This window comes from Photorhabdus laumondii subsp. laumondii, from assembly GCF_003343245.1.
Taxonomy (GTDB): Bacteria; Pseudomonadota; Gammaproteobacteria; order Enterobacterales; family Enterobacteriaceae; genus Photorhabdus; species Photorhabdus laumondii.
The window spans coordinates 589,661-604,761 of the sequence record NZ_CP024901.1 but is presented as its reverse complement, the minus strand read 5'-3'; the positions used below and the strand labels follow the sequence as shown (position 1 = coordinate 604,761).

At 51.2% G+C, this 15,101-nt stretch carries 12 protein-coding genes and 1 pseudogene; 10 read left to right on the top strand and 3 right to left on the bottom strand.

The annotated features are described in order from the left end of the window. Position 1 precedes the first annotated feature (1 nt). Positions 2–421: an SMI1/KNR4 family protein gene (locus tag PluTT01m_RS02795; RefSeq protein ID WP_011144929.1), complete on the top strand. Its 420-nt coding sequence runs from the start codon at positions 2–4 to the stop codon at positions 419–421. Between the two features lie 45 nt (positions 422–466). On the opposite strand, the gene PluTT01m_RS02790 is transcribed toward PluTT01m_RS02795, so the two are convergent. Continuing rightward, the gene (locus PluTT01m_RS02790; RefSeq protein ID WP_011144928.1) at positions 467–709 is read right to left on the bottom strand and encodes a SymE family type I addiction module toxin; all 243 of its coding nucleotides are present in this window, start codon (positions 707–709) and stop codon (positions 467–469) included. A gap of 98 nt (positions 710–807) precedes the next feature. Next, complete coding sequence (locus tag PluTT01m_RS02785; protein ID WP_041379902.1) at positions 808–1,179, bottom strand: helix-turn-helix domain-containing protein; 372 nt, start codon at positions 1,177–1,179, stop codon at positions 808–810. A 151-nt stretch (positions 1,180–1,330) separates the two neighbouring features. Here PluTT01m_RS02785 and PluTT01m_RS02780 point away from each other — a divergent pair, with 151 nt between their 5' ends. Then, the gene (locus PluTT01m_RS02780; RefSeq protein ID WP_011144926.1) at positions 1,331–4,645 is read left to right on the top strand and encodes a CHC2 zinc finger domain-containing protein; all 3,315 of its coding nucleotides are present in this window, start codon (positions 1,331–1,333) and stop codon (positions 4,643–4,645) included. Continuing rightward, on the top strand, positions 4,632–5,762 hold the full coding sequence (gene xerC / locus PluTT01m_RS02775; RefSeq protein ID WP_011144925.1) for a site-specific tyrosine recombinase XerC: 1,131 nt from the start codon (positions 4,632–4,634) through the stop codon (positions 5,760–5,762). Before PluTT01m_RS02780 ends, xerC begins: the two co-directional genes overlap by 14 nt. A 229-nt stretch (positions 5,763–5,991) precedes the next feature. Here the strand turns inward: xerC and PluTT01m_RS26790 are convergent, their stop codons facing one another. Next, the gene (locus tag PluTT01m_RS26790; RefSeq protein ID WP_157866891.1) at positions 5,992–6,249 is read right to left on the bottom strand and encodes a hypothetical protein; all 258 of its coding nucleotides are present in this window, start codon (positions 6,247–6,249) and stop codon (positions 5,992–5,994) included. Positions 6,250–6,601: 352 nt separating this feature from the next. On the opposite strand from PluTT01m_RS26790, the gene PluTT01m_RS27355 reads away from it, so the two are divergent. From PluTT01m_RS27355 to PluTT01m_RS02730, 7 genes and pseudogenes are all read left to right on the top strand, one after another. Beyond that, a complete protein-coding gene (locus tag PluTT01m_RS27355) occupies positions 6,602–7,675 on the top strand; it encodes a DNA/RNA non-specific endonuclease (RefSeq protein ID WP_244213449.1) in 1,074 nt (357 codons plus the stop codon). Then, a complete protein-coding gene (locus PluTT01m_RS02755; protein WP_011144922.1) occupies positions 7,672–8,007 on the top strand; it encodes a hypothetical protein in 336 nt (111 codons plus the stop codon). The genes PluTT01m_RS27355 and PluTT01m_RS02755 overlap by 4 nt, the downstream gene beginning before the upstream one ends. A gap of 163 nt (positions 8,008–8,170) precedes the next feature. Next, positions 8,171–9,970 carry a VENN motif pre-toxin domain-containing protein gene (locus tag PluTT01m_RS28170; protein ID WP_011144921.1) on the top strand — a complete coding sequence of 600 codons (1,800 nt, stop codon included), beginning with the start codon at positions 8,171–8,173 and terminating at the stop codon, positions 9,968–9,970. Further along, positions 9,967–10,197, top strand: coding sequence for a hypothetical protein (locus PluTT01m_RS02745; RefSeq protein WP_011144920.1), 231 nt, complete (start codon positions 9,967–9,969; stop codon positions 10,195–10,197). Before PluTT01m_RS28170 ends, PluTT01m_RS02745 begins: the two co-directional genes overlap by 4 nt. Before the next feature lie 139 nt (positions 10,198–10,336). Next, positions 10,337–12,793: pseudogene (locus PluTT01m_RS02740) on the top strand (hemagglutinin repeat-containing protein); the annotation flags it as partial. 874 nt (positions 12,794–13,667) lie between these two features. Then, positions 13,668–14,183, top strand: coding sequence for a DUF2247 family protein (locus tag PluTT01m_RS02735; protein ID WP_011144917.1), 516 nt, complete (start codon positions 13,668–13,670; stop codon positions 14,181–14,183). A 236-nt stretch (positions 14,184–14,419) separates the two neighbouring features. Beyond that, positions 14,420–14,908 (top strand): hypothetical protein, encoded by a 489-nt coding sequence (locus tag PluTT01m_RS02730; protein WP_011144916.1) that lies wholly within the window; start codon positions 14,420–14,422, stop codon positions 14,906–14,908. Positions 14,909–15,101: the final 193 nt, after the last annotated feature.

The window sequence follows — 15,101 nt, the reverse complement described above, 5'->3', positions numbered from 1 at the left end:
TATGAATACTAAACTTAATGATGTTATTGAAGAAATCGAACGCTTATCAGATGGTCAAAGAAATGATGTTGATTTGCCAGATGATGAATTAATTTCTCAGTATGAAAAAGAAATTGGTTTCGAATTTTCAAATGATTATAAAGAGGTTTTGAAAAAAATAAGTAATATATTCTACGGAACTATAGATTTGTTATCTGTTACCCGTGATAAAAAATATTATGGAGAACTGTCACAAGCGTTAAGCGATGCAAGAGAGCAAGGGCTACCTGAAAATTTGCTCCCGATCTGTGAAGATAATGGCAGTTATTATTGTATTGATTATGACGGAAAAATTAAGTACTGGACGCTTGATGGTTATAACGAGGAAAGTTGGCCTGATCTTGCTAGCTGGATAAAGCAAGTATGGATAGAAGGTAATTAGTCATGCTAAAGATCCCAGCGCTTGGCTGGGATCTTTTTTGAGCCGTCAGTTGTACTCAACGAGCCGGATAATCAACTGCCCGTGCTCAACACTGACCTGTACTGGCTGTCCGGTGGCAAAGCCCGCTTCTTCCAGCCAGTTGCCTTTAAGATGCAAACTGGGGTGCTGGCTGTAATAGCGGGTCATACCGGTGCTGCGGTCTTCGTGGCGGGTGCGGGCATACCCCACCTTATAGCTGCGCCGGGCTTTTGAAATCGCTAAATCTGCATTACAATCGCGGTTAGCCATAAATCAACTCCTGCTTAGTTGGTTGTGGTTAGCGGTTGTGGCAGGTTGCCGCCTGCTCCATCCGCGTAAAAAAATCCTTTCTCTTAGCTGTCTGTCTTTTACTGTTGTGCCTGTGCAATTACCGCATCCAGCATCTCTGAAACCAGCTTCTGCTTAGCGCGGGGCAACTGGCTGATAATCTGTATCTGTTGCTCAAGCCGTGAAGCCGGTCCCCGTTTACGGGGGATCGTGTCGCTCTCTTCGCCGAACAGTTCTTCGAGCGAGACGGAAAGTAACTTTGCTATCTCAGGCAGAACAGAGATCTGGATCCGTCTTCTGCCCGCTTCCCATGACTGAACCGCTTGCTGAGAAACGTTCAGTGCCTGAGCCAGTTGCGCTTGTGTAAGTCCGGCGTGTTTACGCAGGGCAGAAATCCGCTGACCTAACGTCATCATAAATACCTGTTCTTCACTACTGATGGAGGCGGCCATAGTCGTTGTTACCGATGTAAAAAGTGACTGAATGACCCTAATCTACAACATGTTTTACATCTTACTGTTGTAAATACTACCAGCTGTAGTATATGATTGTCGAGTTATTTTTATCCAAACCCTATTGACAGGTTTTTACAGGAGGTCACTGATGACCCGCGTTCCCGATACCGATTTAGCCCGCTTAAAGCAAACCGTCTCGTTACTGGGGCTGGCGCGTAAGCAAGGCCGTCCGATGAAAAAACGCGGTGAGGATTATGTGCTGCGCTGTCCGTTCCATAACGAGAAAACGCCCTCAATGGTGATATCGCCTGCTAAGAACCTGTATCACTGCTTTGGCTGTGGCGCAGCGGGATCGGTGCTGGACTGGGTGATACAAACGGAAGGGGTGACGCTGAAAATCGCTATCCGCCGGCTGCGGGAGCTGGCCGGGTTGCCGGATATGGACAATGCGGTTGTGGCCGCTTCTTCTTTAGCCGCCCCGCCGGGATCACAGGCGGCACCTCTGCCGCGCCCGAAACTGGCCGACCTGGACGATGACGGGCAGGCGCTGTTGCATCAGGTGATTGATTTTTATCATCAGCACTTACTGGCGTCACCGGAAGCCAAAGCCTGGCTGGAGCGGCGCGGGCTGAACCATCCTGAACTGGTCAGCCACTTTAAACTGGGGTATGCGGGCCATCACGGTATCAGCGGTTCCGCGGGGTTGTTGCCGTCCAAAGACAGTCAGGAAGGTCAGCAGTTGCGCGGCAAGCTGTCGGGGCTGGGCGTGTTGCGTACCACCACCCGGCAGGACCACTTCCGGGGCTGTGTCGTGGTGCCGATAATTGGCTGGGCCGAATCGGCCAGTGTGGCCAGCCGCGGGCGGGTGCTGCAACTGTATGGCCGCCGAACCCAGCCGGATTACAAAGTGCTGAAAGACAGCCCAAAGCATCTGTACCTGTCCTCACCACTGGCCGGGGTCTGGAATGAGGCAGCGATGAAAGCCGCTGCGGAAATTATCCTGTGCGAAGCGCTGATCGATGCTATGACCTTCTGGTGTGCCGGGTTCCGCAACGTGATCGCCGCGTTCGGGGTGAACGGGTTTAACCGTGAGCATCTCGAAGCCTTGCAGTATCACGGCGTGAAGCGGGTGCTGATTGCCTTTGACCGGGACGAGGCCGGAGACCGTGGCGCGGCTAATGTGGCGGCTGACTTACTGGAAGCCGGTATCGAGGCATGGCGGGTGCAGTTCCCGCCGGGCATGGATGCCAATGACTATGCGCTGAAAAGCGGCAATGCCGAACATGCGCTGGGGCTGGCCTTGCAACAGGCGGTCTGGCTGGGACAGGGAACAGCGCCGGGCGCGGTGTTCAGCCATGAGCGGCCCGTCTTGCCGACGGTGACGGAAAAGCCCCAAAGTGCCGGGGTGGCTAAATCTTCTTCTTTAGCCGCCCCGCCGGCGCTGACCGTTGCCCCCGTGCCCTGTGAGCGCACGGCGTCCGGTGAGTTGTTGATGAAAAGCGGCCCCCGGGTCTGGCGGATACGGGGGATGAAAAAATCCCCGGTACCGGACGTGATGAAAGTCAATGTGCAGGTGCGGGATGAAACGTCCGGCCTGTTCCATGTGGATACGCTGGACATGTATCACGCGCGGCATCGTCAGCACTACATCAGCACGGCGGCGCAAGAGCTGGAATGCGAGCTGTCGGTCATCAAACGCGAAGCCGGGCGGGTCTTGCTGATGCTGGAGCAGCAACAGGACGCGCAACAGCAAGCCGACGCCGAAGCCTCAGGGACAACGGCGGTGACGGTCAGCGCGGAAGACGAAGCCGCCGCGCTGGCGTTGCTAACATCGCCGAACCTGACAGAACAGATTATCAACGACATGGCCGCCTGTGGGGTGGTCGGCGAATCCACCAATCTGCTGACCGGGTATCTGGCGGCAGTCTCGCGCAAACTCGATAAACCGCTGGCCGTGTTAATCCAGAGCAGCAGCGCGGCAGGCAAGAGCAGCCTGATGGATGCCGTGCTGAACCTGATGCCGGAAGAGGAGCGTATCCAGTACTCGGCGATGACCGGACAGAGCCTGTATTACCTCGGCGAAACCAGCCTGCAACACAAAATACTGGCGATAGCCGAAGAAGAAGGGGTGCGGCAGGCGGCCTATGCCCTGAAACTGTTGCAGTCCGACGGCGAGCTGAAAATCGCCAGCACCGGCAAGAACGAGCAGAGCGGCGAACTGGTGACGCGGGAATACAGGGTACAGGGACCGGTGATGCTGATGTTAACGACGACGGCCATTGATGTGGATGAAGAGCTGCTGAACCGCTGTCTGGTGCTGACGGTCAACGAATCGCGTGAGCAGACGCAGGCTATCCACGCCATGCAGCGGCACCGCCAGACGCTGGCCGGGTTGCTGGCTGACTCGGAGAAAGGCTATCTGACGCAGTTACACCAGAACGCCCAGCGCCTGTTAAGGCCGCTGAAAGTGGTCAATCCTTACGCCCATCAACTGACGTTCCTGTCAGACAAAACCCGGATGCGGCGCGACCACATGAAATACCTGACGCTGATACAGGCCATTGCCCTGCTGCACCAGTATCAACGTGAAGTGAAGAAAACCACCCACCGCGGGCAGGTCATCGAATATATCGAAGTCACCCAGGACGACATTGCCCTGGCTAACCGGCTGGCGCATGAGGTGCTGGGGCGCACGCTGGATGAAATGCCGCCGCAGACGCGCAAGCTGTTACTGCTGATACAAGAGATGGTGAACGCACAGGCGCAAATCCAGCACTGCCAGCCAAATGAAGTCCGCTTTACCCGGCGGGATATCCGCGCCTTTACCCACTGGAGCGACAGCCAGCTCAAAAACCACTGTCAACGGCTGACGGAAATGGAATACCTGCTGTTGCATGGCGGCAGCCGGGGGCACCTGCTGCATTATGAACTGCTGTGGGACGGAGAAGACAACGGCGCAGCCCACCTGTGCGGCCTGCTGGATGTCGGAGAAGCGGACTCAGAAACCGCCGGCAGTGAACGCAAGTCTGACCCGGAAGGTCGTAAGTCTTCCCCAAGTCCGGGGCAAGTCTGGCCTGAGTCTGGGGAAGAAAAACCCGCGTCAGCCCAGACAGAACAAGGGCCGGCAGGGGCACAAGTCCGGGCAGATGAAAACGCAGTTATTAAGGAAAATAATCACAGAGGCGCATTGCCCGTACCCGACAGGGATAAAACGCCGGCAGCCGTCCCGACAGGTCATGAGAGCAAGTCTGACTTAAATGAACGCCAGTCTGCCTCAAGTCTGGGCCAGGTCCGGGCTAAGTCTGGGGTAAAAAAATCCCCATCAGGGCAGGCAGAACACGGGTTCAGCGTACCGCAAGTCGGGGTAACGGAAGACACCGTGATAAAAGGAAAAAAGAAAACACGCCCCTTGTCTGCGCCCGCCCCTCAATCTCAACCGGAGGTCAATCATGGCAAACCGTAAACCCCGCAAGGGAAGTCTCCTGACCGTCGATGACGTCTACCGTCAGCCTGTCGGTCCGGCACATGACCCAAAAAGCCTGTATGCGCTGCTGCTGCGCTTCGTGGCCTGGCGGCAGGAACGGAACTGGTCGGAAACCACGCTGAAAGTGCAGACCCATCACACCTATCACTTTATCCTGTGGGCCACGGACCGGGGCCTGTACTATGCCGCGGACATCACGCGGCCAATACTGGAGCGTTACCAGCGCTACCTGTACCAGTACCGCAAGACCAACGGAGAGCCGCTGAGCATCCGCACCCAACGCACGCAGTTGCAGCCGTTACAGGTATGGTTCAAATGGCTGACGAAACAGAACCTGATACTGGCGAACCCGGCAGCGGACATTGAGTTGCCGCGGGAAGAAAAACGCCTGCCGCGGTATATCCTGAGCATTGATGAAATCGAGCATATCCTGTCGCTGCCTGACCCGAATACGTTGCAGGGCGCGCGCGACCGGGCCCTGATGGAGCTGCTCTGGTCAACCGGGATACGACGCAGTGAAGCGGCCCGGCTCGATATCTACAGCATAGACGGGTCACGCAAAACGGTGACCATCCGGCAGGGCAAGGGGAATAAAGACCGGGTATTGCCCCTCGGCGAACGGGCCTTAAACTGGCTCCAGTTCTATCAGCAACAGATTCGCCCGCAACTGCTGGTCACCCCGGACATCCAATCACTGTTCGTGGCAATGGACGGTCTCGACGGGTTGCAGCCGAACGGTATCACGAATGCCGTAAGCGGTTATATCCGGGCCGCCGGCATTGAGAAAAAAGGTGCCTGCCACCTGTTCCGGCATGCGATGGCAACGCAGATGCTGGAGAACGGCGCGGACCTGCGCTGGATACAGGCCATGTTAGGCCATGCCAGCGTGGAGTCAACCCAGGTGTATACGCAGGTCTCTATCCGGGCCTTGCAGGCGGTGCACGCCAGCACCCATCCGGCGGAGCAAATGGCCGACGAAAAAGTCCGCGACGCCGATGAGGTGGGTTTACTGGCCGACCTGTACGCCGACGATAACGCCGACACGGACACGCCGCCGGACAGTTCAGAGCCGACCTCAACCGCCGATAGCCGCTGAGCGTCCGCACGCCCCCGTTGAGTTGGGCGGGTTCGGTGTGGGGGCAGACCGTGGCCGGACTGCCCGTCGGCATCGGCGCACGCGGGGGTAAATAGTCGTCAGGCGGCTCAACCACGAGCGTCCCCGTTAAGCCGGTCCAGGCCGCCCAACGCCTATTGAACATAATGCGGGGGAATTATACGCACTGCGCCGGTGAGCCCGGGCAACCGCCTGAGCATTGATGAGCGGCTTAATGCGTATAATTGGCATTATGTCTTGCGCCCCCGCGGGTCAGCATTGGCGGGTGTGGCGCACAAGGCTGCGCCTTATGCTCTAACCGACTGAGCCGGACATCGGCAACTCTGAGTTCTTCTTTAGCTGCCGTGCCAACGTCCGGCCAACAACCCTGAAGGCAGATCGGCCTGCGGCCTCCGCTCATTGACTTCCCCCCGCCCCAACCCCGCTGCACTGGCTGCGCCCGGTTCGCAGTCGCAGGCTCCTTGCTCATTCCCGTGCTCGCCATCGCCGCCCCGTGCAGCCCCCGGGGGCTTCCCTGAACAAAACAAAACCGCGTGGTCATGCAAGGTCATACGCAAACCGAAGCCACAGTGCCTCAGAGCATCGCAGGGGCGCCGCTTGCGGGCTCTGTGCCGCCCGCGCCCGCAGAACGGGCACCCGCCGCCCAAGCGAGTTGGGCGACGTTCGCCCGTTGCCGAAAAAGGCGCTACACTGACCAGAGCGCGGCGGGAAAAACCGGCCTTCGGGGGCGAAAAGCGCGTCAGGGGGTTTTGGGGCCGGCGGTGAACGCCCATTGGAAAAAACGGGTGGTAACTGGCTGAGGGCATTGGGAAAATCGGTGTTTGGCGGTCAACGTCGCAATGGAATGGGTTGTTGTGGAGAATAATTTCCTGACGGCCAAAGATGTCCACGAACTGAAAGAGGAACTGCTGGAAGCAGAAAAGACTGGCGCAAACAAGCAGACGATTTACGACAAGTTTAAGGAGCGTAGCGAGAAAAATCGTCAGGAAGGTGTCGCGGATAACTGCTCCCATAATCCGGGCTGTGTGGTATCCGTCTGGGAAATGATGAACTCGGGAACAGACGTCGCCAGTGGCCTGAACCGGACTTCTTTCTTCTCCAGTCTCAGTAGTGAGGAGATGGCACAGTTAAACCGCTTTGTGCAGGCGGAGAATGCGGAAAGTGCCCAGGCGATTTACCAGTCGCTGCCAGATGTGGTAAAGAAGGTTGTTGAAGGCAAGGAGTTCGCAGAACAGTTTGGTGTAATGCCGAAAGTGGGCGGCAGTAGCGGGATAATTGGACTAGGGATAGCCGGGAAGAAGCCTGCGACAAAAGACACAGGCAATACGGGTACAAAAGGCACTAATGCTGCTCATAATCAGCAAGTTAATAAATCAAATTTAGCTACCGCAGAGAAAGACATTGTACTTATTGAACAAGGTAAGAAAGGTGGTTGGAGTAAGGTACTGAATAAGCCTGAACCCAATAAAATTTATCATGTAAGACATGCAAGCGGGGAGAAAATTTATCATACAGATGGATTAAGCAGGCCAGTCCATATCGAAACTTCACTACATTTATCCAAGAATGACCGTAATACTTATCAGCAATGTAAAGCAGGTAAATGTGGTAATCCGGGAGATGAAGGCGGGCATTTAATCGCTAGTATTTTTGGTGGCCCAGGCGAGCGATTAAATGTTGTTCCTATGGATGGAAACTTAAATAAAGGTGCCTGGAAGCAGATGGAGAATTCTTGGGCTAAAGAACTAAAGGCAGGTAAGAAGGTTGATGTGAAAATACAACCTATATATAGTGATAATAGTAACCGCCCTGTCAGTTTTAATGTTACCTATAAGGTAGATAATGAAAGGCCAATAAGATTAAACATAGATAATGTTCCTGGGGGCAAGAAATGAGTCTAGATGATAAAATATATGCTGAGATCGGCCAATTGTTATATAACGCAGCTCCTGATAATGCGAAAAAAATTATTATGGATACGGAGTTATCTCCTGAAGGTGATTGTTGTCAATTTAAATATGATTACATCGATTCCAACGATGAAATGCGCTGGTTTTTACCTGAAGACGGGATAATAGATCATAGATTGAGGGAACTATTAGTCACATTAAGACAATTTTTTATAGAAAATGTTCATTCAGAGAGAAAACCTCATTGGTCGGGTTGTATAGTCACTATTGATGTAGAACAAATGAAGCTCAATATAGACTTCAAATACGAAAACTAATCTGAAAGAGATCTCAGCCAAGGCGCTGGGATTTTCTCTGTAGCCATCAATTGTTCTCAACGAGCCGGATAATCAACTGTCCGGCCTCGCTGGTATTGGTGATCGGTTTCACCATGGGTAAGGCTAAACAAAAAAATCGGATTTTAAAACCGAACACCATAGCGTGAGTATCAGCACCGGCGGTTCAGCCGGCGGCATGTTCCTCAGTAATCTGGCGGCCAACACCCTGGGCGGCGCTAACCGGGAAGGCCATGCCCAAAGCACCACTCACGCCGCGGTCAGTGACGGCACCCTGATTATCCGGGATAAAGACCACCAGCAACAGGATGTCACCACCCTCAGCCGGGATACCGACCATGCTAACAATGCCCTCAGCCCTATCTTTGACAAAGAGAAAGAACAGCAACGGCTGAAACAGGCCCAACTGATTGGCGAAATCAGTGCGCAGGTGATTGATATCGCCAGTACCGAAGGGGCCATTATCGCCACCAAAGCAGCCAACGCCAAACTGGAGAACATCAGTGACCCGGATAGAGAAGCGGCTATAAAAGTACTGAAGGATAAAGGTAAAACCGACATCACCCCGGCGCTTATTAAAGACCAGATTTACAAGACTGCCTATAACGCGGCATTGAATGAGTCTGGTCTGGGCACCGGTGGAAAATACCACTCTGCTTTACAGGCGGCTACCGCGGCCATTCAGGGGCTCGCGGGCGGAAATATCGGTCAGGCACTGGCAGGCGGCGCTTCTCCTTATCTGGCCGGGGTGATTAAAGACCTGACCACCGACCCGAAAACTCATCAAGTCGATGTCGTCACCAATACTCTGGCCCATGCCATTCTGGGGGCAGTGGCCGCCGAAGTCAGTGGTAACAATGCGCTGGCGGGTGCGGCAGGCGGTGAACTGGCCGCCCGAGAACTGATGAAGCATATTCACGGCGAAAATGCTAAAGTCAGCGACTTAAGTGAAGAGGAAAAACAGACCATCAGCACTCTTTCTACTTTGGCGGCCGGGCTGGCCGGCGGCATTGCCGGTGACTCCACCGGAAGCGCCGTTACCGGGGCCCAGGCCGGGAAGAATGCGGTTGAGAACAACTTCCTGAAGGCAGGTCAGATCACCTCATGGTTGGAAAAATATAAAGCATCATCTACTGATGAAGAAAAGAATCGTTTAATTGAGGTTGCTAGTAAAGCTGATCAAGATCAGCAACAAAAAGCTATTGAAACTAAGATTTCAAAAGATTATCTGATGAAACAACAGGAAGAGTTGATAAAGCTTATTCAATCACCAAATTGTGACGCTGACTGTACAAAATTAACAGAATATAGCCTTAACCAGATTAGCCCAGTAATTGATAATTACGATACATTGCAGAAAAGCAATAATATCCCACGGGCAGTAATTGCAACAATTTCTCTAGCCTTACCGACATTAGCTAAAACGGCTACACCTGCTGTTACTAATTGGATTGGAAGTACGACTATTGCAAACAGAGCTATAGGTGTAGGTACTACAGGCTTAGCCAACCTAGGAATGCAAGGTTACAACATCTACAACAATCCTCAAGAAAACTTTAGCTATACCAGTTTCGGGACATCTTTGATTACAGGCGGTGCAACGGCAGGAATGGGGTATTGGGGTACTGCTGCGACTAATACATTAGGAGCAGGTGTTTCTAGCGTAATTGATGGAAATTCTCCGTGGTTACCAATGGGAGGCGCGTTTGTAGGATCATCAGTAGGTTATGGAGTGACAAAGGGAACTACTAACTATTTGGATAATAAAATGAATCCTTGGTCAAATGGATTTAAAGAAAGATTCAATTTAATCAATCCTTCGATATCTGCACCACCGTTAGTATCCCCTGCTCCTGGCATTGTTGGTAGTGCAGTAGGAGCTGTTGGTTCTGAAACTGCAAATAAAGTAATCATGGATGAGTTAAGCTCTAAGGATAAAAAATGAAATTTATAATCTATTTTTTATATTGGTCTTTAGTTCAGAGCATAGGTGTGTTCATCACGGTCATGGCGGTAAAACTGTTAGTTAAATTTGTTCTTTATTTTGAAACTGGCGTGTTTTTCATCGGTTATAAAGATATTGTTGAGGCTATTGGAATAGGTGTTGTTATGGGGATATTCCTAGGTGGTGTTATTTGTTTGATAAATTATCTTCAACATAAAAGATTTTAGGAAAAGTTTAATGTCGTCATAATGTTAAAAAGATCCCAACTAAAGTGAACTACCCCCCGAAAGTTGGACACCCAACAAGTAGGGGGAAGTTCTGCATGAAGAATTACAGTAAGTGTTTGATCACATTTAAGCGGACATCGCTTCATCAGACCTGGTAGAACACAGCAAACAGACCAGTAAAGGCTTACTCTCCAAATCCTCCGTCGAAACCCACGATGAAGTGCATGAACGCCGGGCACAAAGCACCACGCTCAGCGGCGACCGCGTAACCTTACAAACCGGAAATGACCTCAACATCATCGGCAGTAACGTGGCTGGCACTCAGGATGTTCATCTGGCCGCAGGCAATCAGCTCACCATCACTACCGCGGATGAAGCCCGTCATGAAACGCACTTCAAACAAGAGAAAAAATCGGGTCTGATGGGGACCGGCGGTATCGGCTTCTCCGTCGGCAAAGCCAGCCAAAAATCGACTACCGATATCGACAGCAACCTCAACAAAGGCAGCACGGTAGGCAGCAGCCAGGGCAGTGTGACATTCAGCGCCGGAAAACAGCTCAGCATTCACGGCAGTGATGTCGTGGCGGGCCGCGATACGCAACTTTCCGGCCAAAACATTCACATCACCAGTGCGGAAAACAGTCACACCGCTATCACCAAAACCGAACAGAAACAAAGCGGCCTGACCGTGGCACTATCCGGCACCGCAGGCGGAGCCCTGAATTCCGCCGTTCAAACAGTTCAAACCGCTAACAATGAAAGTGACAGCCGTATCAAAGCCTTACAGGGCACCAAGGCCGCCCTTAGCGGGGTACAGGCAGTCCAGGCAGCCCGTCTGGCCGACGCTAAAGGCGGTGACGACAAAGCCAACAACAATCTGGTGGGTGTCAGCCTCTCCTACGGCCGCCAGTCCTCCCGGTCAGAACTGAAACAACACCAGACCACTCAACACCAGCACGGCGATATCCGCATTCAGGGCGGCCAGTTGCAGGCGGGCAAAGACCTGCAACTCAATGCCAGCCGGGATATCCAGCTCTCATCCAGCCAGAACACCGAACAGACCACCGGCAAAAACAGCAGTCGCGGCAGCTCACTGGGCGTCGGTTTCACTGCCGGACCGGGGGGCACGGGAATCAATCTCTCCGCCAGCACCAACCACGGCAAAGGCCGTGAAAGCGGTAACGGCGTCAGCCATAATGAAACTACGCTGGATGCGGGGCAAACTGTCACCCTCAACGCCGGCCGGGATGCCTCGCTCAAAGGCGCTCAGGTCAGCGGCGAACAGATTACTGCCGACGTCAAACGCCACCTGACGCTCAGCAGCGAGCAGGACAGCAACCGCTACGATATGAAGCAGCAGAACGTCAGTGCCGGTGTCAGTGTTACTCTCGGTCCACAACCGGGCGGCTCATTGAACCTCAGCGCCAGCCGCGACAAAATCCACAGCAACTTTGACTCCGTACAGGAGCAGACCGGACTGTTTGCCGGCAAAGGCGGCTATCAGGTCAAAGTGGGGGAACATACTCAGCTTGATGGCGCAGTCATTGCCAGTACCGCAGACAAAGACAAAAACACCCTCGATACCGGCACACTGGGCTTTGGCGATATCAAAAACAAAGCGGATTTTAAAACCGAACACCATAGCGTGAGTATCAGCACCGGCGGTTCAGCCGGCGGCATGTTCCTCAGTAATCTGGCGGCCAATACCCTGGGCGGCGCTAACCGGGAAGGCCACGCCCAAAGCACCACTCACGCCGCGGTCAGCGACGGTGCCCTGATTATCCGGGATAAAGACAAGCAGCAACAGGATGTCACCACCCTGAGCCGGGATACCGACCATGCTAACAATGCCCTCAGCCCTATCTTTGACAAAGAGAAAGAGCAGCAACGGCTGAAACAGGCCCAACTGATTGGCGAAATCAGTGCGCAGGTGATTGATATCGCCAGCACCGAAGGGGCCATTATCGCCACCAAAGCAGCCAACGCCAAACTGGAGAACATCAGTGACCCGGATAGAGAAGCGGCCATAAAAGTACTGAAGGATAACGGTAAAACCGACATCACCCCGGCGCTTATTAAAGACCAGATTTACAAGACCGCCTATAACGCGGCATTGAATGAGTCTGGTCTGGGCACCGGTGGGAAATACCACACTGCTTTACAGGCGGCTACCGCGGCCATTCAGGGACTCGCGGGCGGAAATATCGGTCAGGCACTGGCAGGCGGCGCTTCTCCTTATCTGGCCGGGGTGATTAAAGACCTGACTACCGACCCGAAAACCCATGAAGTCGATATCGTCACCAATACTCTGGCCCATGCCATTCTGGGGGCAGTAGCCGCCGAAGTCAGTGGCAACAATGCGCTGGCGGGTGCGGCAGGCGCGGCGGGCGGTGAACTGGCTGCCCGGGAACTGATGAAGCATATTCACGGCGAAAATGCTAAAGTCAGCGACTTAAGTGAAGAGGAAAAACAGACCATCAGCACTCTTTCTACTTTGGCGGCCGGGCTGGCCGGCGGCATTGCCGGTGACTCCACCGAAAGCGCCGTTACCGGGGCCCAAGCCGGGAAGAATGCGGTGGAGAATAATGCCTTAAGCTTGCCAAAAGGGATGTCGGATTACGGTCGGGCACAGAGTTCACTGGCAATGAAGATGTACAAGGAAGGGGCAACACCGGATCAGATATCCGAAGAGCTGGCGAGGCAAGCACGGGGCACCCATCCCGAAGGCCAAGATCCAGCCAGAGGGCTGATTGTAGCGTGGGGGAACTTCTTCGGTGTTCCGTTGGATGTGGTTATGTCCAATGAGAAAATGACGCCGGAGAAAGCCGCTGAAATTGTGACCAGCGGCATCCCGACCAGTGAAGCGAAGGTGATGCAGTATGTGGCGGCTAAGGCATTCTTGGCACTGGCTAAAAATCCTGTTTCGGGTAGCAAAGCAGAAGGTTCATCACCGCAATGGAAAGTAGGAGAAGGGAAATTTAGTCCGAAGGATAAGGGCACAGTGACGAATGTTGAGCATCCGGTTGGTAAGTTTGATGGAAAGTCACTACCTAATGGAAAAGAAAACATTGCAAGTGACAAGACAATCAAAAATGACGTATTAGAGCATCAAAGGGTTGGAAGTGGCGAGAAAGGAACTGTAGTGGAAATAAAGTAGATCAACTACCTAATAAAACTGTTGTTGATATTGATGGGAAAGAAATATCTGTTTATTCAAATAAGAGTAAGCCAACAGCGACACAAGAATTTCCTTCAGTAGCTAAGGCTCATGGTTTCAATGATATTGTTGACAATTATGCTGGCTTAGCAACACAAACGAAATTGAAAAATGGAGCCACTCTTTATCAATTGCCAGGAAAATTAAATGGGGTTGAAGGACGATTTGAGTGGATAGTAGATCCAAAATTAGGTGGTGTAAGCCATAGAATGTTTGTTACTGGCGGAACAGTGAATGGAGTGCCATCAAAACCATGATGAATGATATGTACTTGTTAGCTAAAAAAATGGAATTACTTGATTGGGGAATGATTTTTCTTGGAGCCAAGGGAAACCCTGTTGGTCGTTTATCTGCTCCTAATATAAGTGAGTTTGCATGTAATGAATTAACAAAACTTGATCTGTCTGATTCAATTCTGGTCGAGGTGTCTGAAGCTGCATTTTGCACAGAAATCAATCGTGAAGTGATCGATAGCTTAGAAGTCATATGTGATAAAAAAAATATAAATATACAGTTATCAGAAAGGAAATGGAGATATGTCGCTTTATATATCCTATTACTCAATGAATTGCCTGATGATTATGTATATGGTCTTCTCAAATTAAACGAGTTTTGGAACCTTTGGGGAGATAGTGTTGATTCACCGAATATAGTCCAAGGTGTTGGTAATAATCTTTCACCGACAGAATACTATTCGGAAGAGAATTACCACCTATTGATAGAAAAGCATCGTAACTGGTTAGATAGAGAGATTAAGCAATTGCAATAGAGTTGATACAGATCCCAGCCTAAGCGCTGGGATCTTCCCTTTAGCCGTCAGTTCTTCTCAACAAGCCGGATAATCAACTGTCCAGCCTCGCTAGTATTGGTGATCAGTTTTACCATCGGTAAGGCCAAACAAAAAAAGCGGATTTTAAAACCGAACACCATAATGCGAGTATCAGCACAGGTGGCTCAGCCTGATGGATAGAAGAGATTAGCCACTGTTCAAACAAGAACTTTCAAATGACAGAAAGAATAGAGCTTATTGAGTTGATTTCAGGATTAGATAGTTATCTTGAAAATGGCTATGTAAATGCGGATTCATACGAAGATCCTTCTGATGATGCGATAGATTATTTAGGAGAACTTTTATTGAAAGATTCTGAATGTTGTTTGGATTTTTGTAAAAAAATCTTAGATTCGGATCTTTTTAACAATAATTCTGTTAAATCTACTGCTTTAGATTTTTTGATTTTATCAGAATCTAATTGGTTTGAGGCTTTTAGCTATTTGCTCAATAAAGCTGAAAAATTATCTACTCCTGAATTGGAAAAAGCATTGTTTTACTTTTATTGCGCAAAAAACGATCCTAAACCATATCCTGTTCCTGAAGGACTTTTTAATAAATTGATAGAAAGGTACCAGGTACTAAAAACTGAATCTGATGCAAATTTTTGTCATCTGCATGAAACATACAACGATTTTATTAAAGCTTATTCATTGAAATTTTGATTAATTGTAAATCCCGACCACTGTGAACCGCCTCCCCAAAAGTAGGATACCCAGCAAGTAAGGGAAAGTTCTGTATGAAGAATTGCAGTAAACAATTACTCAAATTTAAGTGTAAAGTCGCCCAATATTATCTTTCTACCACCAGATGAGATAACTAGATGATTAATAAAATCAAACAGTTTACACTAAATCG

What these genes read in the sequence shown, in the direction of transcription:
- PluTT01m_RS02795 (WP_011144929.1), top strand. Translation starts at nt 2, where the DNA reads ATGAATACTAAACTTAATGATGTTATTGAAGAAATCGAACGCTTATCA.
- PluTT01m_RS02790 (WP_011144928.1), bottom strand. Translation starts at nt 709, where the DNA reads ATGGCTAACCGCGATTGTAATGCAGATTTAGCGATTTCAAAAGCCCGG.
- PluTT01m_RS02785 (WP_041379902.1), bottom strand. Translation starts at nt 1,179, where the DNA reads ATGGCCGCCTCCATCAGTAGTGAAGAACAGGTATTTATGATGACGTTA.
- PluTT01m_RS02780 (WP_011144926.1), top strand. Translation starts at nt 1,331, where the DNA reads ATGACCCGCGTTCCCGATACCGATTTAGCCCGCTTAAAGCAAACCGTC.
- xerC (WP_011144925.1), top strand. Translation starts at nt 4,632, where the DNA reads ATGGCAAACCGTAAACCCCGCAAGGGAAGTCTCCTGACCGTCGATGAC.
- PluTT01m_RS26790 (WP_157866891.1), bottom strand. Translation starts at nt 6,249, where the DNA reads ATGAGCAAGGAGCCTGCGACTGCGAACCGGGCGCAGCCAGTGCAGCGG.
- PluTT01m_RS02755 (WP_011144922.1), top strand. Translation starts at nt 7,672, where the DNA reads ATGAGTCTAGATGATAAAATATATGCTGAGATCGGCCAATTGTTATAT.
- PluTT01m_RS02745 (WP_011144920.1), top strand. Translation starts at nt 9,967, where the DNA reads ATGAAATTTATAATCTATTTTTTATATTGGTCTTTAGTTCAGAGCATA.
- PluTT01m_RS02735 (WP_011144917.1), top strand. Translation starts at nt 13,668, where the DNA reads ATGATGAATGATATGTACTTGTTAGCTAAAAAAATGGAATTACTTGAT.
- PluTT01m_RS02730 (WP_011144916.1), top strand. Translation starts at nt 14,420, where the DNA reads ATGACAGAAAGAATAGAGCTTATTGAGTTGATTTCAGGATTAGATAGT.